Source organism: Rhizobium sp. YTUHZ045 (assembly GCF_051124255.1).
Taxonomy (GTDB): Bacteria; Pseudomonadota; Alphaproteobacteria; order Rhizobiales; family Rhizobiaceae; genus Rhizobium.
Genome location: NZ_CP101433.1, coordinates 177,637 through 198,945, shown reverse-complemented (window position 1 = coordinate 198,945; position 21,309 = coordinate 177,637). Strand labels below are relative to the sequence as shown.

Sequence of the window (21,309 nt, the reverse complement as noted above, 5' to 3'; positions counted from 1 at the left end):
ACCTCCACTATCAAGGAGAACAGCTGAAAGCAGGCGGTTGTTCCGGGGCAATGGCGCTATTGCGCCTTCGGCCCGCTTGCCGCCATGGCTTGCGCGGGCAACCGGATTGCCGCGCCCGTCAACTCGGCATTGATTTCCTGCGCGCGTCTGAGATGATCGAGCACGATTGGCAGCATCGACGCCGCCAGACGTTGCATTTCGGCGTCTTCACCGAGGGAGATTTCCCAAGCCAGCAGTTGCGCCGTCTTCTGATGGTCGACGATCTGTGCCTTGATGTAGGCAGTATCGAACGGCGTGCCGCTCAGCTTATCCAACTGGTCGCGAACCACTTGATGATCCGGATCGAGCGTCTCGGGAAGCGGAATTTTGGCAGCCTCAGCCAACTCTTTCAGCTTGGCGTTAGCCTCCGTGTGATCGCGGACCATCATCTCCGCGAACTGTTTGGCGGCATCCGCTTTCGCTCTGCCGGAGGCCATCCTGCCCAGTTCGACCTCCGCCAGCCCGCCGGCGGCTGCGAGCTGAGCAAACAGCCTGTCCTGGTTATTGGTCTGATGCGGAGCCGGAACGCCGGGCTTCGACATCTTTGTGTCGGCGCCCATTCCGGCCGGATTGCCGATCTGAGCGAAAGCGGTGCTGCTGAGCAGCATGACCGTCGTGAGCACGGCGATAGGGTTGCGATACATGGGCCTCTCCTTCATGCTTCACAGCGTCAACAGGTAGGCGACAAGATCCTCCTTCTCCTGTCCGCTGAGTTTGATCCCGAGGACAAGATTGAAGAATTCGACGGTGTCGGCGAGCGTCATCAGCCGTCCGTCATGCAGATATGGCGGCGAATCCTTGATGCCCCGCAGCGTGAAGGTTTTGATGGGGCCGTCGGGCAGCGTGACGAGATCATTGTAAGCCTGGCCGATCCTGTAAAATCGTTCGAGCTTCAGGTCATGCATGTTGTTGTCCATGAACTCCGTCTGGGGAACGTGGCAATCGGCGCAGCGTCCCTTGCCCATGAAGATTTTTTCGCCCGCCAGTTCCTGGGAGGTGGCGAGCGCGGGATCCAGCCGACCGAACGGGTCGAGCTTCGGAGCGGGTGGGAAATCGATGATATTTTGCATCTGCGCCATCATCGCGACCTGGTTCGGGCGGTCGGGAAGATTAACGCCTTTGCGTGTCGCGCTGACGTGGTCGCCGTTGAAGTAGGCCGTTCGCTGTTCGAATTCGGTGAAGTCTTCGACCGACCGCAGCGAGCGCTTCGATCCGTGAATCTGCTGGTTGAAAAGGCCGCGCAGGCTTGTCGTATCTAAGCGGAAACGGTCCGCCTGAGGGCGAACATCCGGGGTCAGGTGAAAGGCGGCATTGGTGTGGAAATTGGCATGACAGTCGAGACAGGCGACGCCCATGCTCTGGTCCGCGACCTTCCTGTCCTCGGTCTGGTTGAACTCTTCCTGCGGAAAGGGCGTCAGAAGCAGCCGCAGCCCTTCCATCTGAACCGGCGTAATGATGCCGTTCATGATTTCGTAGAAGTTCTTGATCGTCAGCAACTGGCCACGGGAAACGTCGCCGAGCTCCGGATGGGTAGTCAGAAAGACAGGTGGCGGGAATTCCGGGGTGAGGTTGTCGGGAAGGTCGAAATCGACGTCGAAGCGGCGGAGATCCCGCATTTCCCTCGCATTTATCTCATCGATCTGGCGATTGGGAAAGACTTGCCCGCCGGTCGCCTGCTTCACATGCGGCAGGGGCAGGAAGCCTTCCGGAAGCAGGTTCTTCTCCTTGATCTCTGCCGGTGTCATGTCCGCCAGCTGATCCCAGCTCGTGTCCGCCAGAAGCTTCACGCGGATGCCATCTTGCACCGGCTTCATGCCTCCCGACATCATGACACCCGGCATCGGCTTGTCCGCCAGATCGTAACGCCGCTCCAGAAGGGTGCGCTGCCGTTGAGTGACCTCGGGTTTCTGCGCCTCGTCGATTTTCCTTGCCTCGGAAAACGGCATGGTCGGCAAAGGCCGATAGGTAGTGTCGGGCGGTAAGGGGTCTGACAAGGCGCCGGCTGCAAGGACGCCGACACCGGCAAAAGAGGCCGCGTAAAGCAGTCCAACAGCATGAGATTTCCGCATGTCCCTCTCCTCTGCTCGCGGGTTGAGCTGGCGTCCGAACTGCACGCGGAACTAATTGTTCCGCACAATTCGCGTGCGGTCTGCAGTTTCTGGTGGATCGGTTCGGGGGCAGCGGACTGTCTCGTGCCGGGAATAGCCTATGCCGCGGCGCCGGGAACCCGAGCGAGCGCCGATTGTTGGTTATCGCCGTCAGCCCCCGGATAGGAATAGAAATGAACCTCGCGACTTTCCTGTTTGGTCGCCGTCTCGCCAATCGCGAGCACGAAGACAAGAAGATCGGTTGGATAGAGGCAGTGCCCGCAATGGGGCTCGATGGCTTGGGATCGTCATCTTACGGCCCTGAAGCAGCGCTCACCATTCTCATGCCGCTGGGGGCGCTCGGTCTGACCTATATCGGGCCAGTGATGGGCTGCATCGTCGCTCTGCTGGCGATCCTGTATTTCTCCTACCGGCAGACGCTTGCAGCCTACCCGACGAATGGCGGCGCCTATGTGGTGGCGAAGGAAAATCTTGGGGAATATCCAAGCCTGCTTGCTGCTGCGGCGTTGATGATCGATTACGTCTTGAATGTCGCTGTGGGCGTTTCGGCAGGAATCGGAGCGCTTGTCTCGGCGTTACCGGGCCTTCATCCGTACATTCTGCCTCTCTGCCTCGTCGTCGTCATCATCGTCATGCTCGCCAATTTGCGCGGAACGGGAGAGGCCGGTTGGCTATTTGCACTGCCGACCTATCTCTTTATCATCTGCTTCCTGGGCGTCATCGGCTACGGCCTGATCGCGATGGCCCTGGTGGAGAAACCTGCACCCGTCGTCTCCCCGCCTCCGCTGAACCCGATAGCACAGGGCGCGACCATATGGCTGCTTATGCATGCATTCGCCAGCGGCTGCACGGCGATGACCGGAGTGGAAGCCGTCTCCAACGGGATGGGGTCGTTCAGGCAGCCCGTCATGCGGAACGCCTATATCACGCTCAGCGTCATCGTTGTCATCCTCGGTCTGCTGCTCGGCGGTATCGCCGCCATCGCTACCGTCTTCGAAATCGGCGCAATGGATCAGACGAAGGAGGGCTACCAGAGTGTGCTGTCGCAGCTGATCGCTGCCGTCGCCGGCCATGGCGCCTTCTACTATATCGCGATGGCAAGCCTTCTCAGTGTCCTTTGCCTGTCGGCCAATACCAGCTTTGTCGGTTTCCCACGTCTTTGTCAGATGGTCGCCGCCGACGGCTATCTTCCCAAGGCCTTCGCCCAGCCGGGACGCCGGCTGGTATTTACTGTCGGCATCCTCTTCCTTTCCGGCTTCGCCGCGCTGCTTTTGACCGTCTTCGAAGGGATAACCGATCATCTGATCCCGCTCTTTGCAATCGGCGCATTTTTGACGTTCACGATTTCTCAAGCAGGGATGACCGTTCACTGGCGCCGTCAGCCCAAAAGGTACACCGCAAAGCTGACGATGAACGCGGTCGGCGCGGTTTCGACAGGTGCGGCGCTCATCATCATCCTGATCGCCAAGTTTGCGGAGGGCGCGTGGATCACCCTCATCACGGTCCCGGTGACCATTGCCATTCTGAAATCGATCAAGAGCTACTACCGCTCGCTTCAACGCGAACTCAGGACGCCTGGTCCTATCACCGTCGAAGATATCGAGCCGCCAACCGTTCTCGTCGTAACCGAAACATGGAACAGGTTGAGCGAACGCGCCATCAAGTTCGCACTGACGATCTCGCCCGATGTTGTCGCCGTCCATTTCATCCGTCTCGGTGGGCCCGATCGGGAGGAAGGTGAAAAAGCGCTTCGCGAGGAATGGCGCCTCGAGGTGGAAGAGCCGATCGCCGCCCACGGGCTGAAGCCGCCGCGGCTCATGCTCATCCCAGCGCCTTATCGGCAACTGCATGAGCCGCTTTTGCGGCTGATCGAAAAGCTCGATGCCGATAGTCCGGAGAGGCGGGTCGCGGTTCTGATCCCTGAAACGGTGAAAGACAAATGGTGGCAGAAGCTGCTGCACATGAACAGGGCAGGACGGCTAAGGGCAAAACTGGTCAAGCTTGGAGGTCCCCGCCTGACGGTGGCGACGGTTCCCTGGCGGCTATATCGGGAGGAGCAGGCGGCGGCGTGAGGGGCCTTTGCGCCGCCCCGTGGCGGAACTTAGTGTGCGGAGGGAAGTTGGACAGGCATCAGCAAAGAGGCGCCGATGTCCGCGAATCCACTTATGACAGAACCGGTCGAAGAGCTTGCCACCCGCCTCGAGGCGATGACTGACGACGAGCTGTTCTTGACCATGAGCGCGCTGGAAAAAGCGAGCAATGCCGCCAAGAACGATGCGACGGCAGAGGTTCTCTTCCGGATAGCTTTGACCGAGGACGAGATCGAGCGGCGTTATCCTGGCCAAGTGCTCGCGCCCTATCGTGACTGGAAGCAAAGACAACCGCTGCTGTAACCGCGTGAGCCATGGCAGCACCATCGCTCAAAACCAAGAGGAATGGAGGCTTCAATGAGCAGTTCTGAGACAACGACGGATCACAAGAAAATCCGCAAATGGGCGGAGGAAAGGGACGGCAGGCCGGCGGCTATCCGGACTCGCGGCAAAGGCGGCGTTCTCCGGATCGATTTCGGCGAAAAGGAAGAGGAATTCGACGAGATCGACTGGGACGAATTCTTCAAGATCTTCGACGAAAACAAGCTCGCCTTTCTTTACCAGGACAAAACCAAGGACGGAAAGACGAGCCGCTTCAACAAATTCGTCGAGCGCGACTGAGCGCTCGATCTCATTGGCTTTGGTCGCCGCCGTGATGACGGCGGCGACCAGTCGTTTAGGCAAGCTGCCATCTATTTTGTGCCCGAACCGGGCTTTGCCACCTTCGAATGCTGATGGGCGAGCACGCTTGCCGGCGTGACATTGGCAACGGCAGCTTGGAGCTTGTTCTTCCAACCGCTCACAACATCGCCTTCGCCGTCCATCATCGCGTCATAGCCGATGCGCGCGACTTCGCCGGCGTCGTCCTTTTTCGACTGACCGATCGCCGTATCCAGAAGACCGGCGCGTTTGAAGAACTCGGTTTCCGTCGCCCCCGGCATGAGGCAGCTGACGGTGACGCCGGAATCCTTCAACTCCTCGCGCAAGGCGAAGGAGAAGCTGTTGATGAAGGCCTTGGTGGCGTTATAAACGGCCTGGTAGGAGCCCGGCATAAATCCGGCGATCGAGCCTGTCAGCAGGATGCGGCCCGCGCCGCGGCTGCGCATCTGGTTGCCGATCTGATGGATCAGGTAGATCGTTCCGGTGATGTTGGTTTCGATGACCTTGCGCGCTTCATTGAAATTCTGGTCGAGGAAACCTTCGCCGATGCCGCGCCCGGCATTGGCCATCAACAGATCGACCGATCGGCCGCTCGCGGTGATGCGCTCGGTCAGCCGGTCGACACCTTCAAGCGTTGAAAGGTCGGCCTCGACAGCATCGACTGAGGTGCCGAACGCCTCGAGATCGGCGGCCGCCTGTTTGATCCGCTCCTCGTCGGCGGCAACGATGAGATCATAACCGTCCCGGGCCGCACACTTGGCCAGTTCGTAGCCGATGCCGGTGGAGGCGCCGGTGACGACCGCCAGGCCTTTGCCTGATTGACGATCAGCCATCATGTTTCTCCTTAAGGTTTTAGGACGACCTTGATGCAGCCGTCCTGCTTGTCGCGGAACGTCTTGTATAGGGCCGGACCGTCTTCCAGCGTGCCGCGATGTGTGATGACGAAGGACGGATCAATGTCGCCCTTTTCAATACGCTCCATTAGGATCGGCAGATAATGCTGGACCGGCGTCTGGGCCATTTTGAAGGTCAGGCCCCGGTTGATTGCCGAACCCATCGGGATCTTGTCGAGAAAACCGCCATAGACGCCGACGATCGAGACCGTGCCGAAGTTGCGGCAGCAGTGGATGGCCTGACGCAGCACATGCGGGCGGTCCGTGCCCATGAACATGGCGACCTTGATGCGGTCGAGGCGCGAATCCCAGCTGGCGGCTGCTTCGGCTTCGGTTCCGACGGCATCGATGCAGGCGTCCGCACCTCGCCCGTCGGTCAATTCCATGATCTGCTCGTAGACGTCCTTGTCCATGAAATCGAGGGTGACGGCGCCGGCCGCTTGCGCGAGCGCAATCCGCTCGGGCACTCCATCGATGGCGATCACCCGTTCGGCTCCGAGCAGGAAGGCCGAGCGTATTGCCATCTGGCCGACCGGGCCGCAGCCCCAGATCGCGATCGTATCGCCGGGCTGGATGTTGCAGAAATCGGCCGCCATATAACCGGTTGGGAAAATATCCGAAAGAAAGAGCACCTGCTCGTCGGAAAGCCCTGCCGGCACCTTGATCGGCCCGACATCGGCATAGGGCACGCGCAGATATTCCGCCTGTCCGCCGGCATAGCCGCCGAGCAGATGCGAGTAGCCGAACAGGCCCGCCGGCGAATTGCCCCAGAGTTTCGCGACCTTGGCTCGATCGGGATTTGAGCGCTCGCAACCGGAATAGAAGCCGCGCTTGCAGAAGAAACATTCGCCGCAGGAGATGGTAAAGGGCACGACGACGCGGTCGCCGACCTTGAGCTTGGTATTGTCCTTGCCGACTTCCACCACTTCGCCCATCGTCTCATGACCCATGATGTCGCCGCTGTGCATCTCCGGCATGACGCCGTCGTAGAGATGCAGATCCGATCCGCAGATCGCGCAGGCCGTGACCTTGATGATGGCATCGCGTCCGTCCTGGATCTGAGGATCGGGGACGCTGTCACAGCGGATGTCATGCTTGCCGTGCCACGTCAGAGCTCTCACGATGGTTCCTCCTCGCCGGTCGCCAGCGCATCGGTCCGAAAATTGGAATCGATTTTCGGAAAGGCCGCTGCGCGGATCTAAGGTGTTAGAGCGCTTTTGAGCGTCTGAAAGGACGCGCAGCGCTCTAATGGCGCTTCAACCTCAGCTTCGGAGAAATGTTCCCGACGATGCAGGGCTTTCATGGCCACGGGTTCTGGGCCGCCTCAGGGGAACCGGGGACCATCCAGTGAGTTCACTGCGGAAGGGTCGCAACGTTTCAAGGAGAAAATCATGACCTCCCCCAAACATGCCAAGACCACGAAGCCAAGCGATATCGACCTTACAGACGATCCGGGCATCAGCCGTTCGCGTGGCATCGTCTCGTCGCCGGACGACGAAGCGATGCAGGCCGAAAACACCGTGGAAGGCGATACGGCCAACGACACGACGCCTCAGGGCGGTGTGAATCCACGCCATCGCGGACGCACCAACAAATAATCGTGACAGTTGGGCCAGTCAGAGATCAAGCAACGCGTAAGTCTTGCCGGTGGGTTTCTCGATATGGGCCGCGACATTGTAGACGGGGGCGCCGCCCGGTGTGCGGCCCTCATAGGATCCCCGGTGGGCATGACCGTGTACGACCGCATTGACGCGGAATCGGTCGATCGTTTCGGCCAGCCGTGAAGAGCCGAGAAACGGATAGATTTCCAGGGGTTCGCCCGCCACTGTTTCGGCAATCGGCGCGTAGTGCAGGATGACGAGGGAACGATCGGAGCGGACTTGGCGCATCGCGTTTTCCAAGCGCATTGACTCCTCGACGCTTTCGGCAACCATCGCCTTGATCGCCGCCTCACCGAACGAGCCGAGCATGTGTCGCCCGAAGCCGCCGGCAAAGCCCTTGACGCCGACGAAACCGACGCCGGCGACTTCGGCCGCCTGGCCGTTGAGCAGTTTCACGCCGGCATCCGTCAGCACCCGGCAGACGTCATCGACCTGGCCGCTCTCGTGATCATGGTTGCCAAGGACGGCGACTGTCGGCACGGTGCAATGGCGCAGATCGCTCGCAAGCAGTTCGGCTTCCTTGGGCTTGCCGAGATCGGTGAGGTCGCCGGCGATGACGAGAACGTCGGCCACGGAGGAAATCTCCGCGAACAGATCCTTGTAGGACTTGGCGCCGTCTTCGGTCACATGAAGATCGGCCACCGCCGCAATTCTCACGCTCTTTCGCTGTTCATCCATTACGGTTCTCCTAATCTCCTCGCAATTCACCTTCGCCGCCGACATCGGCAAAACCCCATTCCTTCACGTCGATTTCGAAATCCACGCGGGAATACATCCGGCCGCGGCATATTTTCATTTGCGGCAATGGCAGCTCCTGCTGCGCCTTGAGCCGATCCAGCAGTTCGTCCAGCAGCCATTGCGGAATCTTGTCTCGCTCGGTCGGGTAGATCCACCTGAAATTGAGAAGATGGATGAGGAGGACTTCCCAGTGGACTTCCAGATAAGCCAGCAGCTTGCGCCAATCGATGGAGTCATGTGCCTTCAAAATGACGTGCGCGATATCGGCGCCATCATAGCGGTGGCGCAGTTGGACAAAGCACTTCGACCAGACCAATTCGGTCGGGCTGACGATCCTGACCGTGTGGCCGCACATCTTGACCCTGCGCGCATCCTCGAACCAGTCGTCGCCGACCGGCATCGTTCCGTTGGAGGAGGCAAAGATGACGTCAAAGAAATGGTTGCCCTTGAAGACCTTTCCGAGCCAGCGCTCGTCTTCGACTTCGACCGTGTAGCCCTTGGATTTGAAATGGCCGAGGATGCGCGCGTAGTCGCCCGCTTTGCAAAATATGTCGAAGTCCTTCGTCTGGCGCGAAATGCCCGTATAGGCGCAGACGGCATAGGTGCCGGCGACCAGAAACGGAATCTGCGATCCGACGAGCTCTCGGACGGCCTGGGTCACGAACGGCTCGGCGTCGGGATCGATGAGTTCCGGAACCGCCTTCACTTTCATGAGCGTGTTGTTGTTTTTGTCTCTTTCGGCACTTCGAGCGGTCATCGTCGATCCCAGTGATTGATACGCAAAGCAACACTTGGATGGCTTCTATGTTCCGCCGCGCTCCATCCTGACGATGAGCTCGGAGAGGACGTGCCATGACACCCCCGGGTCATTCCGGAACTTCGCCAGCGCCGCATCGTTTGGTCAAAGGGCGCGTAACCGTCCCCAGAATTGAACGGAGGCTGTCATGGACAGAAAAGCAAAAATATCGACCGGCACGAATGACAGGCCCAGAAACGAGACCATTGCTGAAAGCGGCCCCGGCATTCCCGATGATAGCGGCCGGACGGTTGAGGTGCCGGATGCGGAAGCAAGGCGCATGAAAGCGTCGCTGCTGCGCGATCGGCTCGACGAACTCAAGGAGAAGCTCGATGAAGAGACGGAGCTTCCGCAAAGGGGCGCGCCATGAGCGAGGTGAGGAAAGGCGGCTCTTTCCCTTCAGGAATGAGCCACGATAACTCCCAGCCGCCGCGGCGCATGATGATATTCGTCGTCTCCATCTTCCTGATCGCCTGCATTGTCGCACTCGCATTCACATGGATGACGCATCCCGGCGAACCGGTCGAGAAATCACCTGCCGCGACTACGGAGCAGACACGATGAGCGATGGAGATAAGGATCCAGTTCAGCGGCCGTCGTCATCTTCCGTGGGCAGGCGCACGAGGCTCAATGCCGGCAGGATAGCACTGATCCTGGTCGGCACGGTCGCCGTCGTCGCATTCACCCTTTATGCGACGATAGTGCTCTACGGCCTTATCACGGGCTCCTGATCGATTACATGCCGGCGCCGTAGATACCGTCGATCGCCTCCGCCACCGCGATAAAATTCTCACACGCGGGATCGTAGCGCTGGCCTCCGGCGAGCTTTCTTGCCCAATCCACGGCAGCCCTTCCGCCCCAATCGTCTGGGGGAAGGGCCAGAGTTTCGCTCGAGGTGCCGGACATCCTGACGGCCGTAAAATCGTAGAATGAGCCATCGACGTTCCTGAAGGAGGCCCCTCCCTCGGTTCCGAAGAAATCGGCTCCGATTTCGGCGTCACAGCCGGCATTGAGACGCCAGGAGCATGTCAGTCGGACGATTTCGCCGCCGGCAAGCGTCAGCGTCGCGGCTGCAAAATCCTCGACCTGACCGTTGTTTTCGAGCCTTTTCCCACCGGCTCTCAAGGCGCTCGTGACGTTGGTGACGGCGGGGAAATCGAGGCACCACAAGGCCAGGTCGACGAGGTGAACGCCGAGATCGATGACGCAGCCGCCGCCGGACTGGCTCTTGTCGTAAAACCAGGGTTTATCCGGGCCATAGGCGTTGTGGAAGGTCAGATCGGCCGCAAAGATCTTTCCAAGGGCATGCGAGCGGATGAGCTGCCGGATCTGCTGCATGCCTTGCGTGTGTCGATAGGAAAGATCGACGCCAAGCAGCCTGTCGGCGGTTCTGGAAGCATCGACGACAGCCCTGACCTCGGATGCCGTTCGGCCAAGCGGCTTCTGGCAGAAGACGGCAAAGCCTGCCCCGAGGGCGCGGATCGACTGTTCGGCATGTGCGGCGCTCGGCGTCGCAATGACGATTCCGTCGAGCTCCAGGTCAAGCAACGCGTCCAGATCGGCGACAATCCTGGCATCCGGGGCAAGCGCCAGGGCCTCTCGGGCCATATTTGTTGAGGGGTCGGCGATGGCGACAGCCTCGGCCACGCCGCTCCCGAGGATCGCTTTCATCCGATGCCGGCCGATCCAGCCGACGCCGAGAAAGCCGAGCTTCAGCCGTTTGGCGGTTACCGCATTTTCTTCGGAAATCATTTCATTCATGAATATTGCACCAGAGCCTTGAGAAAACCGTCCGGCCGGTCGCGCGTCGTGTTGAGGGCGTCGTCCAGCCTCTCCAGCGGATAGATATGCGTGTAGAGCGGCTGCGGATCGATGCGGCCCTGGCGCACGGCTTCTATGGCGTCGCGAATGCCTTTGATATAGACGGCCGGCTCGCGCTCATGAGCGTTGATGACGTCGAGCCCGCGCCAGTTCCAAAGCTGCATGTTGATTTGACGGGGCCCGTCCTGGTGATAACCGGCGATGATCAGTCGCCCCCGTTCTTTCGTAAGCTCGCCCGCCAGGTCGAGCGGCCATTGTTTGCCGACGGCTTCGATGACGCAATCGCAGAATTTTCCGCCCGTGAGTGTTTTGACGCTCTCGATGATTTGCCAATGATCGTCCATCGGAATGGTCTCGGCCGCTCCCATCTCTCTCGCCACCTCGAGGGAGTAGGGCCGGCGCGAGATGGCGATCACCCTTGCGCCGGCTGCCGCCGCAAGGCGGGTGAGGAGGGCGCCCAGGAATCCGATGCCGATGATGGCGACGGTCTGGCCGCTCTCGATGTTGCTGCGGCCGAAGATGTTTATGGCGCATCCGAGCGGTTCGCCCGGAAAGGGTTTCCCATCCAACTCCTTCGGCAATGATGCAACCATCGAGGCATCGGCGATGTCGTGCGTGGCGTAGGCATGGTAGGAAAGAGCAGCAACCCGCTCTCCGATCCGAATCCCCGTGACATCGGGGCCAATGGCGTCGACAATACCCCACCCCTCGTGACCTAGCCCACCTGCCTCGGTGGGAAACGTCATCCAGTCCGGTCCGGCCCAGGGCGTGAGGTTCGAGGCGCAGACGCCGCATCCTTCCAGTTTCACCCTGACTTGGCCCGAACCGGGTTCGGGCAGGGGGCGGGTCTCCACCGAGATATGTCCGGGGCCGGTGACGATGGCAGCCCGCATGAGCCCGGCCTTCTGTGTCGCCGCAATGTCCATGAGATGTCCTCCATGTGGCACCCCTAGAACAATAGGCCTCCTGAAGAGTTCCGGTAGAGCTCAAAGAAGTCATTGATGATGAAGTCAATAAAGATGTCATTGAAGAAGGAACTTTTCCATCCGCGTTCGGTTCGGCCCGTATCTCCGAAGCAAATTATTCAACCGGACGGATCTCATAATGACGATTTTGATAACTGGAGGATGCGGCTTCATTGGTCGCCACGTTGCTGAAGAACTTCTGGAAAATGGCTATGACGTGCGCATTCTCGATGCGCTGATCGATCAGGTGCATGGCGATGCCGAAGTCAGCGTGCCTGATGGAGCCGAGATCATCCAAGGCGATGTCAGAGACAAGGACGCTGTGCGCGCGGCGCTTGCCGGTGTGAACGGCGTCATTCATCTCGCCGCCGAAGTCGGCGTTGGGCAGTCGATGTACGAAATTGCCCGCTATGTAGGCTGCAACGACCTCGGCACCGCGGTGCTCCTGGAAGCCATGATCGGGCTTCCCGTCAAGACAATCGTCGTCGCCTCATCGATGAGTGTCTATGGAGAGGGGCTCTATCGGACGGTGGATGGAAAGCGGCTCGGCTATGTCAAGCGGCGCATGCAGCATGTCAAGCAGGGCCGGTGGGATCCGCTTGATCAGGATAACCAGCCGCTGACACCGGTCGCCACCGATGAGGAGAAACCGGTCGATCTGGCGTCCATCTACGCTTTGACGAAATATGCCCAGGAGAGGCAGGTTCTGATTTTCGGCGAAGCCTACGGGCTGGATGCAGTCGCGCTGCGTCTCTTCAACGTTTTCGGAGCGGGCCAGGCGCTTTCCAATCCTTATACCGGCGTACTCGCCAATTTCGGTTCGCGCCTCGCCAACGGCCAGCCGCCGATGATCTTCGAGGATGGCAGGCAGCGGCGCGATTTCGTCCATGTTCGCGATGTGGCGACAGCCTTCCGCCTGGCTCTGGAAAAACCCGCGGCAGCCGGTCACGTGATCAATATCGGCAGCGGCCAGGCCTATTCGATCGCCGATGTCGCGACGCTGCTTGCCGATGCCATGGGCGTGCCCGAGATCAGCCCTGACATCATGAACAAGGCGCGTTCGGGAGACATCCGAAATTGCTTCGCCGACATTTCCAAGGCGCGCGAACTGCTCGGCTTCGAACCGAAATATCGTCTCGAAAATGCGCTCGCCCCCTTCGCCGAATGGGTGCGGCAAACCGGGGCGGTCGACCGCGGCGCCGAAATGAAGCGGCAACTGGAAGAGCGGGGGCTGGTTTCATGAACAAGGCCGGTGCTCGAGCATCCGATCATCAGGAGACGAGGCAATTCGGTTTCGTCGAATGGTTCCGGCCTGGTGAGTATGAGCGGGCTGAGGTCGCGCTGCCGGATATTCTGGGAAGCGGCGCCAGCTATCTCCGTACGCATCTTTCCTGGGCCGAATATCTGGCTCCCGGCGGCCGGCAATGGTTCGATTGGCTGATCCCGCGTATCGGCAGCGAAATCGATCTTCTGCCGTGCATACACTATACGCCACCATCTCTGTCCCGGACGGGCAGGTCTTCGGGCGCGCCTGTCGATCTCAAATCCTATGCCGACTTCGTCGATCATATCCTGACGCGCTATGGCCGCTATATCAGTCACATCGAGCTCTGGAACGAGCCGAACAACCTGCTTGACTGGGATTGGCGCCACGACAGCGACTTTCTGCTTTTCTGCGAAATGGTCGGAGGCGCCGCCTACTGGGCGAAGCAGAGGGGCTATAAGCCGGTGCTTGGCGGCCCGTGCCCCTTCGATCCCCATTGGCTCAATCTGATGGGCACGCGCGGCGTACTTGGCGTCGTCGATGCCGTCGGCTTCCATGGCTTTCCCGGAACCTGGGACAGCGAGGAGGCAAGCTGGGGCGGCTGGGACATGCATCTCGGAGAGATGCGTGGGATTATCGATCGTTATAATGCCGATGCAGAAATATGGATCACCGAAACCGGCTACTCCACCTGGCGCAATGATGAGGTCGAACAGGCGCGGCGCTTCATCAAGGCACTGAACGTGCCGGCCGATCGCATGTACTGGTATTCATGGCGCGACGTGCCGCCGGATGTTCCAGTTCAGGAAGGCCTGTGGTTCGATCCCAGGCATTATCATCTGGGCGCTGTCAGCCACGACAATAAACCGAAGCTGCTTGCCCGCCTTCTTATGGAAGGAGGCGTCAAGAGGCTGGAGGAGGTCGCGGCCCTTGCCGCTCCCAACATCGCCTCCGGCGCCGCGCCGATCATCGTCACTGGCGGCAGCGGGTTTGTCGGCTGCAATCTCGCCGACCGCCTGCTCAGCGACGGCGAGGACGTCATCATTCTCGACAATCTGGCCCGATCGGGAGTCGATCAGAATCTCTCCTGGCTGAAAGAGCGGCATGGCGGGCGGGTGCATCCGGTCCTCGCCGACGTTCGCGATTTGCTGGGCATCGAAGCAGCCTTCAGGGATGCCAAGGCCGTCTTCCATTATGCTGCCCAGACGGCGGTGACCACCAGCCTCGTCGACCCGCTGGAGGATTTCGAAACGAACGCGCGCGGCACGCTCAATGTGCTGGAATCGGTGCGCAGAGCAGGCAAACGGGCTCCCGTCATCTTCGCCAGCACCAACAAGGTCTATGGCGCTCTCGACGAACTCGGCATGATCGAACTCGACGATCGTTATCTTCCCGAAGACGAGAGCATCAGGACGCAAGGGATCGGCGAGGATCGGCCGCTTGATTTCTGCACGCCGTATGGATGTTCGAAGGGCGTGGCCGATCAGTATATTCTCGACTACGCGAAGTCCTACGGCATCCCTGCCGCCGTCCTGCGGATGAGCTGCATCTACGGACCGCGCCAGTTCGGCACCGAGGACCAGGGCTGGGTGGCGCATTTCCTGATCCGCGCGCTCGGCGGCGAGCCCATTTCCATCTACGGCGACGGCAAGCAGGTTCGGGACATTCTGCATGTCGATGATGCCGTCGCTGCCTATCGGGCGCTGTTTTCCAATATCGAGCGGGTCAGCGGCAAAGCCTTCAACCTCGGCGGAGGGCCGCGTAACGCCGTCAGCGTGCTCGCGGTGCTGCGCGAGATCGAAGTGCTTGCGGGCCACCCTGTCGAAACCAGCTTTGGCCCATGGCGCGCCGGCGATCAACTCTATTTCGTGGCCGACACGACGAGACTTGAACAGGAAACCGGCTGGCAAGCCGGAATCGGATGGCGTCATGGTTTGCGGCACCTCGCCGAATGGCTGACCGCCCATCGTTTCGGAGGCCGGCAGATCCGCAGGGAGAAGCGGAAGGCATCGGCATGAGCGAACATGAACGAAGCAAGGGGCGCCGCCGCGTGCTGATGACGGTTGATGCCATCGGCGGCGTCTGGCGTTACGCGATGGATTTGGCCGCAGCCCTGAAATCGAACAACATCGAGGTTGTCTTTGCGGGGCTGGGGCCTTTCCCGACAGACGACAAGGTTGCGGAGGCCGGCCGGGCCGGCAAGCTCGTCTGGCTGGATGCGCCGCTCGACTGGACGGTCGAGAATGAAGAGGCAGTTGCCGAAGTTCCGGGGCTGATCGCCGATCTCGCGCGCCGGGAACAGGCCGATCTTCTGCATCTCAATCTGCCGTCGCAGGCGGCGGGCATGGAAACAAATCTGCCGATTGCCGTGGTTTGCCATTCCTGTGTCGTCACTTGGTTTGCCGTCGTCCGCGGACGTGAAGTGCCAAAGGACTGGCATTGGCAGTACCGGCTGAACCAGGAGGGCTTTGCGTGTGCGGACGCGGTGATCGCACCAAGCCGCAGCCATGCTAGAGCGATGGAAGCGGCCTATGGAACGATCGGAAATCTCCAGGTCGTTTACAACGCCAGCGCCCTTGAGGCCTCCGACGAGCCCAAGCAGGAGTTTGTTCTTGCCGCCGGGCGCTGGTGGGACGACGGCAAAAACGGCCCGGTGCTTGATAAGGCTGCAGCTATGACGCGATGGACGGTGGCGGCGGCCGGCGCGACCACCGGTCCCAATGGCCAGACCATGCGATTTTGCCATGCCGATCACCGCGGCGAGCTTTCGCATGAGCGGATGAGCGCCTTGACGCGGCGGGCGGCCATTGTCGCCTCGCCGTCCCTCTACGAGCCTTTCGGTCTAGCCGCTCTCGAGGCGGCGCGGGCGGGCGCGGCCTTGGTGCTTTCTGATATCCCAACCTATCGCGAGATATGGGACGGGGCTGCTCTTTTTGCCGAGCCGCATCGCTCCGATGCCTTCGCCGATGCTTTCAATAGGCTTGCCGACGATCCGCAGCTGCGGGCAGCGTTCGGACGAAAAGCGCGTGCCAGGTCCGCCGGCTTCAGCGTCGAGGCTCAGGCAGAGGCGATGTGCGCGATCTATTCCGGCATGCGCGCGCGTGGCTTTTCAACAGCAGCGGAGTAATCATGAAGTTCGTTTTTTACACCCATTCACTGGTCTCCGACTGGAATCACGGCAATGCTCATTTTCTTCGAGGCGTCATGCGCGATCTCCAGCGGCGCGGTCATGAGACGCTGGCGCTGGAGCCGCAGGATGCCTGGAGCCGGGCCAATCTGGTGCGAGACCAGGGGGCGGCTGCGGTCGGGGCATTTCACCAGGCATTTCCGCAGCACCGTTCGCGGACTTATGGTGTCGAGTTCGACCACGAAGCAGTGCTTGCCGACGCCGACGTCGTCATCGTTCACGAGTGGACGGAACCGCAATTGGTCGAGAGGCTCGGCCGCATCCGGCGCGATGGCGCGACCTTCACCCTGCTTTTTCATGATACGCATCACCGGGCTGTCTCCGCCGAAGGCGATATCGCGGGGCTTGCGCTTGACGACTATGATGGTGTGCTGGCCTTCGGGCAGACGCTGCGCGCCCGTTATCTCAGAGCCGGCTGGGGAAAGTCGGTCTTTACCTGGCACGAGGCGGCCGACGACGCCCTGTTTCGGCCGCTGCCGGAGATCGAGAAAACCGGAGACCTCATCTGGATCGGCAACTGGGGCGACGACGAACGGTCCGCCGAAATCGGCGAATTCCTGATCCGTCCCGCCAGAGATCTCGGCTTGAACACGGTCGTTCGCGGCGTGCGCTATCCCGGCCATGCATTGGACGAGCTGCGCAAGGCCGGCATCGCCTATGGCGGCTGGATCGCCAATGCCGACGTTCCCGCGGCCTTCGCCCGCCATAGGGTCACCGTACACATTCCGCGCCGACCCTATGTCGAACATCTGCCGGGTATTCCGACCATCCGTGTCTTCGAGGCGCTCGCCTGCGGAATACCCCTGCTCTCGGCGCCCTGGAACGACGTCGAACATCTCTTCGAGACCGGCAGCGACTATCTTGTCGTTAGCAATGGTGAAGAGATGAAGAAACGCCTGCGCGATATCCTCTCCGACGCCGATTTGGCTACGACCCTTGCCGCTGCCGGCCTCGAAACGATCAAGGCCCGTCACACCTGCCGCCACCGCGTCGACGAGCTTTTCGCCATCCTGGCGCGCTGCGGCACGCATAGGGTCACCGCAAACCTGCAATCCAGGGAGGCTGCCGAATGAAGATTGCCTTTTACGGATCGAGCCTCGTCTCCGCCTATTGGAACGGCGCCGCCACCTATTATCGCGGTCTGCTGCGGGCGCTGGCGGAAAAGGGTTATGACATCACCTTCTATGAGCCCGATGTCTATGATCGGCAGAAGAACCGCGACATGGATCCGCCGGACTGGTGCAGGGTCGTCGTCTACGAAGGGACGATCGATGCCCTCAAGGCCGTGACAAGCGAGGCGGCCGACGCTGATATTGTCGTCAAGGCGAGCGGTGTCGGTTTCGAGGACGACCGATTGCTGGAAGAGGTGCTGCGCAATGCCCGGCCCCAAGCATTGAAGATCTTCTGGGACGTGGACGCGCCGGCGACGCTTGCCGAACTCAGGGCCGGCCCAGATCATCCTTTGCGCCGGGCGCTCGCCGGGCTTGATCTCGTGCTGACCTATGGCGGCGGCGATCCTGTCGTGAGCGCATATCGTTCCGTCGGAGCGGCCGAATGCGTGCCCATCTACAATGCGCTGGACCCGCAAACGCATCATCCGGTGCCGCAGGACTACCGCTTCGCCGCCGATCTCGGTTTCCTTGGCAACCGCCTGCCGGATCGCGAGGCCAGGGTCGAGCATTTCTTCCTGGAACCGGCGTCGCGTCTGCCGAACCGGACATTCCTGCTTGGCGGATCCGGCTGGCAGGACAAGCCGATCCCTTCAAACGTCCGCTATATCGGCCATGTCCCGACGCGTGATCACAACGCTTTCAATGTGACGCCGATGGCGGTCCTCAACATATCGCGCGCCAGTATGGCGGAGAATGGTTTTTCCCCTGCGACGCGGGTCTTCGAGGCGGCTGGCGCCGGGGCTTGCCTTATTACCGACTACTGGGAAGGCATCGATGTCTTTCTGAAGTCCGGCGAGGAGGTCCTGGTCGCGCGCGACGGACAGGACGTGGCTGCCTTGCTCGGCGGCTTGTCCCGCGAAGCCGCACGGGAAATCGGAGAAAGGGCACGCCGGCGCGTTCTGGCCGAACATACCTATATCAATCGCGCCGAAACGGCGGACGAGATTTTTCGCGCCCGTCTTGGCGCGCGGGAGGCCGCCGAATGAGGGGATCGCTCGACATTGTCTTCTTCGGCCTCTCTCTTTCCTCTTCCTGGGGAAATGGCCATGCCACGACCTACCGCGCCTTGATCAAAGGCCTTAGGCAGGCGGGCCATAGGGTCCTGTTCCTGGAGCGGGACGTGCCGTGGTATGCCAGCCACCGGGACCTGCCTTCGCCTGATTTCTGCGAGCTCGCCTATTATTCCGATATAGGAGCAATGCTCGAGCGTCATGGCAAAAGGCTCGGCAAGGCCGATGCCGTCATCGTCGGATCCTACGTTCCCGATGGTGTGCCGCTCATCGACAGGCTCAAGGCGCTGGAGCTGAAACGGCTCTGCTTCTATGACATTGACACGCCGGTCACCCTCACCAAGCTCGATCGCGGCGATGAGGAGTATCTGGCGCTGCGCCAGATTCCTTTATTTGACACCTACTTCTCCTTCTCCGGGGGAAGGGTGTTGACGCGGCTCGAACAGAGATTTGGCGCGCGCAGGGCCATCGCGCTCTATTGTTCGGTCGACCAAGACCGCTATGCCGATACCGGCGAGGCCGCTTGCTGGGATCTCGGCTATCTCGGAACCTATAGCCCCGACCGCCAACCGACACTGGAGCGGCTTCTGCTGGAGCCGGCCTGCCGCCTGCCGTGGATGCGCTTCGTTGTCGCCGGGCCGCAATATCCCACCGAGATCGAATGGCCGGCCAATGTCGAGCGCATCGAGCATCTGCCGCCTGCCGATCACGCAAGCTTTTACAGCCGGCAGCGGTTCACGCTGAACGTGACCCGCGGCGACATGATCGCCGCCGGCTGGTCTCCCAGCGTGCGGTTGTTCGAGGCTGCCGCCTGCGGGGCGCCCATTATCAGCGACTTCTGGCAGGGCCTCGATGAGCTGCTGCCGGACGGCGAGGCCTTGTTCATTGCGCGCGCGCCGGAGGATGTCGTGGCGCTGCTGACGGAGCTTCCCGAGACCGACCGTCTGGCCGCCGCAGCCGCAGCGAGAAAGCTGGTGATGAGCAGTCATACCGGTGCCGCACGTGCCGGTGAGCTCGTCCGGGCTCTTTCCGACCTGCCCGCCAATCCAGCTTTCGACCGTATCTCAGCGTGAAGGAGAGTATCGATGCTTCAAGTCAATCGTCGCGGAAAAGGCAAGACTGTTCTGGTAGCAGGAGGCGCCGGTTTTGTCGGCTCGCATCTCTGTGATGCTCTTCTCGGCCGTGGCGACAGCGTGATCTGCGTCGACAGCTATCTCACCGGCTCGCCCGACAATGTCCGACCGTTGATGAATCACCCGGGTTTCCGGCTGATTGAACAGGACATCTGCAAATTCCTCGAAATCGACGAACCGCTCGACCAGATCTATAATCTGGCCTGCGCTGCGTCCCCGCCGCAATATCAGGCGGATCCGATTCACACGATGATGACGTGCGTCGCCGGTACGGGTAATCTGCTGGCGCTTGCCGAGCGGCACCGGGCCGCCTTTCTTCAGGCATCGACGAGCGAAGTCTATGGCGATCCCGCTGAGCATCCGCAAAAGGAAGACTATCGCGGCAATGTCAGCTGCACGGGACCGCGCGCCTGTTATGACGAGGGAAAGCGCGCCGCTGAGGCCCTTTGCTTCGACATGCTGCGTGGCGGCCGCGTCGACGTGCGGGTCGCCCGCATTTTCAACACCTATGGGCCGCGAATGCAGGCCAATGACGGCCGGATCGTCTCCAACCTGATCGTGCAGGCTCTCTCGGGCAAACCGCTGACCATTTATGGAAGCGGCATGCAGACCCGGTCCTTCTGCTACGTCAGCGATCTCGTGGGCGGTCTGATGGCCCTGATGGATCTGCGGCCCAACCCCGGAGTGCCTGTCAATCTCGGCAACCCGGGCGAGTTCACCATCAACGACCTCGCGCAGATGATCCGCTCGATGGTGCCGGTGCGAACGGCTGTTGCCTACAGACCTTTGCCGAAGGATGATCCTCAGCGCCGCCGCCCCGACATTTCCCGCGCCACGGAACTTCTCGACTGGCAGCCGACGGTGCCCCTCGCCGAGGGGCTGAGATATACGATCGATTGGTTTGCCGCCAATTTGGATGATCGCCCCCGAAAACGCGTCGCGGCGGCTCGTCGTCATCGGGGCGCGGTGGCCCCGCAGGCTGCTCCCTTGGACAACTAAGCGAGAAGCGGATACAAGCGATGACGAACCTGGCTTTGAAGCAGCGTATCAACGAACTCGGCCCATGGTTTCAGAATATGCGGCTCGGGGAGTTCGAAACCGCACCGGATCACTTTCTTGGTGACTACCCGGCATTCAAGTGGGAAGGCTTCAAACATGTCGTGCCCAAAGACCTGGAAGGGCGGAGCGTTCTCGATATCGGCTGCAATGCAGGCTTTTATGCGCTCGAAATGAAGCGCCGCAACGCCGGTCGGGTGTTGGGCATCGACAGCGATCCACGTTATCTCGAGCAGGCCCGTTTCGCCGCCGATCATTTCGGCCTTGATGTCGAGTTCAGGCAGATGTCGGTTTATGAGGTGTCGAAACTCGGGGAGAGGTTCGATCTGGTGCTCTTCATGGGCGTGCTTTACCATCTGCGCCATCCGTTGTTGGCGCTGGATCTGCTATACGAGCACGTGGTTGCAGATCTCATGCTGTTCCAATGCCTGCAGCGTGGCGAAGAGCATATTGCCACTCTTGAAGAGGATTACGACTTTTCGGAATGGAAGGTTTTTGATCGGCCGGATTTTCCGAAGCTGTTCTTTGTCGAAGAACGTTATGCTGCCGATCCGACGAATTGGTTCATTCCCAACAAGGCAGCGGTCGAAGCGCTGCTGCGCAGCTCGGGCTTTGTCATCGAGGCCAATCCCGAGCGAGAAGTTTATCTCTGCCACCGAGGTCGGCGGCCATACATGGTCGAGCCGCCGCCCGGTTGAGGTGTTCATGCAGAGCGA

Annotated in this window: 23 protein-coding genes; 15 read left to right on the top strand and 8 right to left on the bottom strand. The window is 60.7% G+C overall.

From position 1 onward, the window contains the following. Positions 1–56: 56 nt before the first annotated feature. Entirely contained in the window at positions 57–683 is a 627-nt protein-coding gene (locus tag NMA58_RS23050) for a DUF4142 domain-containing protein (RefSeq protein ID WP_434714058.1), read from the bottom strand. Positions 684–701: 18 nt separating this feature from the next. Next, positions 702–2,108, bottom strand: a complete 1,407-nt coding sequence (locus NMA58_RS23045) for a cytochrome B6 (RefSeq protein ID WP_434714057.1) — start codon at positions 2,106–2,108, stop codon at positions 702–704. A 212-nt stretch (positions 2,109–2,320) separates the two neighbouring features. Here NMA58_RS23045 and NMA58_RS23040 point away from each other — a divergent pair, with 212 nt between their 5' ends. From NMA58_RS23040 to NMA58_RS23030, 3 genes are all read left to right on the top strand, one after another. After that, positions 2,321–4,219 (top strand): APC family permease, encoded by a 1,899-nt coding sequence (locus tag NMA58_RS23040; RefSeq protein ID WP_434714055.1) that lies wholly within the window; start codon positions 2,321–2,323, stop codon positions 4,217–4,219. 75 nt (positions 4,220–4,294) lie between these two features. Further along, the gene (locus NMA58_RS23035) at positions 4,295–4,540 is read left to right on the top strand and encodes a hypothetical protein (protein ID WP_430957552.1); all 246 of its coding nucleotides are present in this window, start codon (positions 4,295–4,297) and stop codon (positions 4,538–4,540) included. 54 nt (positions 4,541–4,594) lie between these two features. Further along, entirely contained in the window at positions 4,595–4,858 is a 264-nt protein-coding gene (locus NMA58_RS23030; RefSeq protein WP_064712032.1) for a hypothetical protein, read from the top strand. A gap of 71 nt (positions 4,859–4,929) precedes the next feature. Here the strand turns inward: NMA58_RS23030 and NMA58_RS23025 are convergent, their stop codons facing one another. Both NMA58_RS23025 and NMA58_RS23020 read right to left on the bottom strand, forming a co-directional pair. After that, positions 4,930–5,730, bottom strand: coding sequence for an SDR family NAD(P)-dependent oxidoreductase (locus NMA58_RS23025; RefSeq protein WP_434714054.1), 801 nt, complete (start codon positions 5,728–5,730; stop codon positions 4,930–4,932). A gap of 11 nt (positions 5,731–5,741) precedes the next feature. Next, entirely contained in the window at positions 5,742–6,911 is a 1,170-nt protein-coding gene (locus tag NMA58_RS23020; protein ID WP_434714052.1) for a zinc-dependent alcohol dehydrogenase, read from the bottom strand. 270 nt (positions 6,912–7,181) lie between these two features. On the opposite strand from NMA58_RS23020, the gene NMA58_RS23015 reads away from it, so the two are divergent. Then, a complete protein-coding gene (locus NMA58_RS23015) occupies positions 7,182–7,388 on the top strand; it encodes a hypothetical protein (protein WP_434714050.1) in 207 nt (68 codons plus the stop codon). Between the two features lie 18 nt (positions 7,389–7,406). Here the strand turns inward: NMA58_RS23015 and NMA58_RS23010 are convergent, their stop codons facing one another. Next, positions 7,407–8,129: a metallophosphoesterase family protein gene (locus NMA58_RS23010; protein WP_085781463.1), complete on the bottom strand. Its 723-nt coding sequence runs from the start codon at positions 8,127–8,129 to the stop codon at positions 7,407–7,409. Positions 8,130–8,139: 10 nt separating this feature from the next. Further along, entirely contained in the window at positions 8,140–8,946 is an 807-nt protein-coding gene (locus tag NMA58_RS23005; RefSeq protein ID WP_085781464.1) for a nucleotidyltransferase family protein, read from the bottom strand. 187 nt (positions 8,947–9,133) lie between these two features. Between NMA58_RS23005 and NMA58_RS23000 the strand changes: the two genes are divergently transcribed. The 3 genes from NMA58_RS23000 to NMA58_RS22990 are packed head-to-tail and all read left to right on the top strand — an operon-like array spanning position 9,134 to position 9,716. After that, on the top strand, positions 9,134–9,355 hold the full coding sequence (locus NMA58_RS23000; RefSeq protein ID WP_085781465.1) for a hypothetical protein: 222 nt from the start codon (positions 9,134–9,136) through the stop codon (positions 9,353–9,355). Continuing rightward, complete coding sequence (locus NMA58_RS22995; RefSeq protein WP_434714048.1) at positions 9,352–9,549, top strand: hypothetical protein; 198 nt, start codon at positions 9,352–9,354, stop codon at positions 9,547–9,549. Before NMA58_RS23000 ends, NMA58_RS22995 begins: the two co-directional genes overlap by 4 nt. After that, positions 9,546–9,716, top strand: a complete 171-nt coding sequence (locus tag NMA58_RS22990; protein ID WP_434714047.1) for a hypothetical protein — start codon at positions 9,546–9,548, stop codon at positions 9,714–9,716. The genes NMA58_RS22995 and NMA58_RS22990 overlap by 4 nt, the downstream gene beginning before the upstream one ends. Before the next feature lie 4 nt (positions 9,717–9,720). On the opposite strand, the gene NMA58_RS22985 is transcribed toward NMA58_RS22990, so the two are convergent. Together NMA58_RS22985 and NMA58_RS22980 are read right to left on the bottom strand one after the other, a co-directional pair. Next, the gene (locus tag NMA58_RS22985) at positions 9,721–10,746 is read right to left on the bottom strand and encodes a Gfo/Idh/MocA family protein (protein WP_434714045.1); all 1,026 of its coding nucleotides are present in this window, start codon (positions 10,744–10,746) and stop codon (positions 9,721–9,723) included. After that, positions 10,743–11,732, bottom strand: coding sequence for an MDR/zinc-dependent alcohol dehydrogenase-like family protein (locus NMA58_RS22980; protein WP_434714044.1), 990 nt, complete (start codon positions 11,730–11,732; stop codon positions 10,743–10,745). Before NMA58_RS22980 ends, NMA58_RS22985 begins: the two co-directional genes overlap by 4 nt. Before the next feature lie 178 nt (positions 11,733–11,910). On the opposite strand from NMA58_RS22980, the gene NMA58_RS22975 reads away from it, so the two are divergent. From NMA58_RS22975 to NMA58_RS22940, 8 genes are read left to right on the top strand one after another with little or no spacing between them, the layout of a single operon-like run. Next, the gene (locus tag NMA58_RS22975; protein WP_434714043.1) at positions 11,911–13,014 is read left to right on the top strand and encodes an NAD-dependent epimerase/dehydratase family protein; all 1,104 of its coding nucleotides are present in this window, start codon (positions 11,911–11,913) and stop codon (positions 13,012–13,014) included. Further along, positions 13,011–15,053: an NAD-dependent epimerase/dehydratase family protein gene (locus NMA58_RS22970; RefSeq protein WP_434714041.1), complete on the top strand. Its 2,043-nt coding sequence runs from the start codon at positions 13,011–13,013 to the stop codon at positions 15,051–15,053. The genes NMA58_RS22975 and NMA58_RS22970 overlap by 4 nt, the downstream gene beginning before the upstream one ends. Further along, positions 15,050–16,162 (top strand): glycosyltransferase family 4 protein, encoded by a 1,113-nt coding sequence (locus NMA58_RS22965; protein WP_434714039.1) that lies wholly within the window; start codon positions 15,050–15,052, stop codon positions 16,160–16,162. Before NMA58_RS22970 ends, NMA58_RS22965 begins: the two co-directional genes overlap by 4 nt. Before the next feature lie 2 nt (positions 16,163–16,164). Further along, the gene (locus NMA58_RS22960; protein ID WP_434714037.1) at positions 16,165–17,295 is read left to right on the top strand and encodes a CgeB family protein; all 1,131 of its coding nucleotides are present in this window, start codon (positions 16,165–16,167) and stop codon (positions 17,293–17,295) included. Further along, positions 17,292–18,380, top strand: a complete 1,089-nt coding sequence (locus tag NMA58_RS22955) for a CgeB family protein (protein WP_434714036.1) — start codon at positions 17,292–17,294, stop codon at positions 18,378–18,380. Before NMA58_RS22960 ends, NMA58_RS22955 begins: the two co-directional genes overlap by 4 nt. Continuing rightward, positions 18,377–19,477, top strand: a complete 1,101-nt coding sequence (locus NMA58_RS22950; protein ID WP_434714034.1) for a CgeB family protein — start codon at positions 18,377–18,379, stop codon at positions 19,475–19,477. The genes NMA58_RS22955 and NMA58_RS22950 overlap by 4 nt, the downstream gene beginning before the upstream one ends. Before the next feature lie 12 nt (positions 19,478–19,489). Further along, the gene (locus NMA58_RS22945; RefSeq protein ID WP_434714032.1) at positions 19,490–20,536 is read left to right on the top strand and encodes a UDP-glucuronic acid decarboxylase family protein; all 1,047 of its coding nucleotides are present in this window, start codon (positions 19,490–19,492) and stop codon (positions 20,534–20,536) included. Between the two features lie 20 nt (positions 20,537–20,556). Continuing rightward, positions 20,557–21,291: a TIGR04290 family methyltransferase gene (locus NMA58_RS22940; protein WP_434714031.1), complete on the top strand. Its 735-nt coding sequence runs from the start codon at positions 20,557–20,559 to the stop codon at positions 21,289–21,291. The last annotated feature ends 18 nt before the right edge of the window (positions 21,292–21,309 follow it).

Bases quoted from the DNA above. Each gene is read 5' to 3' on its own strand.
- NMA58_RS22960 (WP_434714037.1), top strand. From the start codon at position 16,165: ATGAAGTTCGTTTTTTACACCCATTCACTGGTCTCCGACTGGAATCAC.
- NMA58_RS22975 (WP_434714043.1), top strand. From the start codon at position 11,911: ATGACGATTTTGATAACTGGAGGATGCGGCTTCATTGGTCGCCACGTT.
- NMA58_RS22985 (WP_434714045.1), bottom strand. From the start codon at position 10,746: ATGAATGAAATGATTTCCGAAGAAAATGCGGTAACCGCCAAACGGCTG.
- NMA58_RS22980 (WP_434714044.1), bottom strand. From the start codon at position 11,732: ATGGACATTGCGGCGACACAGAAGGCCGGGCTCATGCGGGCTGCCATC.
- NMA58_RS23025 (WP_434714054.1), bottom strand. From the start codon at position 5,730: ATGGCTGATCGTCAATCAGGCAAAGGCCTGGCGGTCGTCACCGGCGCC.
- NMA58_RS22950 (WP_434714034.1), top strand. From the start codon at position 18,377: ATGAGGGGATCGCTCGACATTGTCTTCTTCGGCCTCTCTCTTTCCTCT.
- NMA58_RS23035 (WP_430957552.1), top strand. From the start codon at position 4,295: ATGTCCGCGAATCCACTTATGACAGAACCGGTCGAAGAGCTTGCCACC.
- NMA58_RS23040 (WP_434714055.1), top strand. From the start codon at position 2,321: ATGAACCTCGCGACTTTCCTGTTTGGTCGCCGTCTCGCCAATCGCGAG.
- NMA58_RS22970 (WP_434714041.1), top strand. From the start codon at position 13,011: ATGAACAAGGCCGGTGCTCGAGCATCCGATCATCAGGAGACGAGGCAA.
- NMA58_RS23010 (WP_085781463.1), bottom strand. From the start codon at position 8,129: ATGGATGAACAGCGAAAGAGCGTGAGAATTGCGGCGGTGGCCGATCTT.
- NMA58_RS22995 (WP_434714048.1), top strand. From the start codon at position 9,352: ATGAGCGAGGTGAGGAAAGGCGGCTCTTTCCCTTCAGGAATGAGCCAC.
- NMA58_RS22990 (WP_434714047.1), top strand. From the start codon at position 9,546: ATGAGCGATGGAGATAAGGATCCAGTTCAGCGGCCGTCGTCATCTTCC.
- NMA58_RS23050 (WP_434714058.1), bottom strand. From the start codon at position 683: ATGTATCGCAACCCTATCGCCGTGCTCACGACGGTCATGCTGCTCAGC.
- NMA58_RS22945 (WP_434714032.1), top strand. From the start codon at position 19,490: ATGCTTCAAGTCAATCGTCGCGGAAAAGGCAAGACTGTTCTGGTAGCA.
- NMA58_RS23005 (WP_085781464.1), bottom strand. From the start codon at position 8,946: ATGACCGCTCGAAGTGCCGAAAGAGACAAAAACAACAACACGCTCATG.
- NMA58_RS23015 (WP_434714050.1), top strand. From the start codon at position 7,182: ATGACCTCCCCCAAACATGCCAAGACCACGAAGCCAAGCGATATCGAC.
- NMA58_RS23045 (WP_434714057.1), bottom strand. From the start codon at position 2,108: ATGCGGAAATCTCATGCTGTTGGACTGCTTTACGCGGCCTCTTTTGCC.
- NMA58_RS23030 (WP_064712032.1), top strand. From the start codon at position 4,595: ATGAGCAGTTCTGAGACAACGACGGATCACAAGAAAATCCGCAAATGG.
- NMA58_RS22955 (WP_434714036.1), top strand. From the start codon at position 17,292: ATGAAGATTGCCTTTTACGGATCGAGCCTCGTCTCCGCCTATTGGAAC.
- NMA58_RS22965 (WP_434714039.1), top strand. From the start codon at position 15,050: ATGAGCGAACATGAACGAAGCAAGGGGCGCCGCCGCGTGCTGATGACG.
- NMA58_RS22940 (WP_434714031.1), top strand. From the start codon at position 20,557: ATGACGAACCTGGCTTTGAAGCAGCGTATCAACGAACTCGGCCCATGG.
- NMA58_RS23000 (WP_085781465.1), top strand. From the start codon at position 9,134: ATGGACAGAAAAGCAAAAATATCGACCGGCACGAATGACAGGCCCAGA.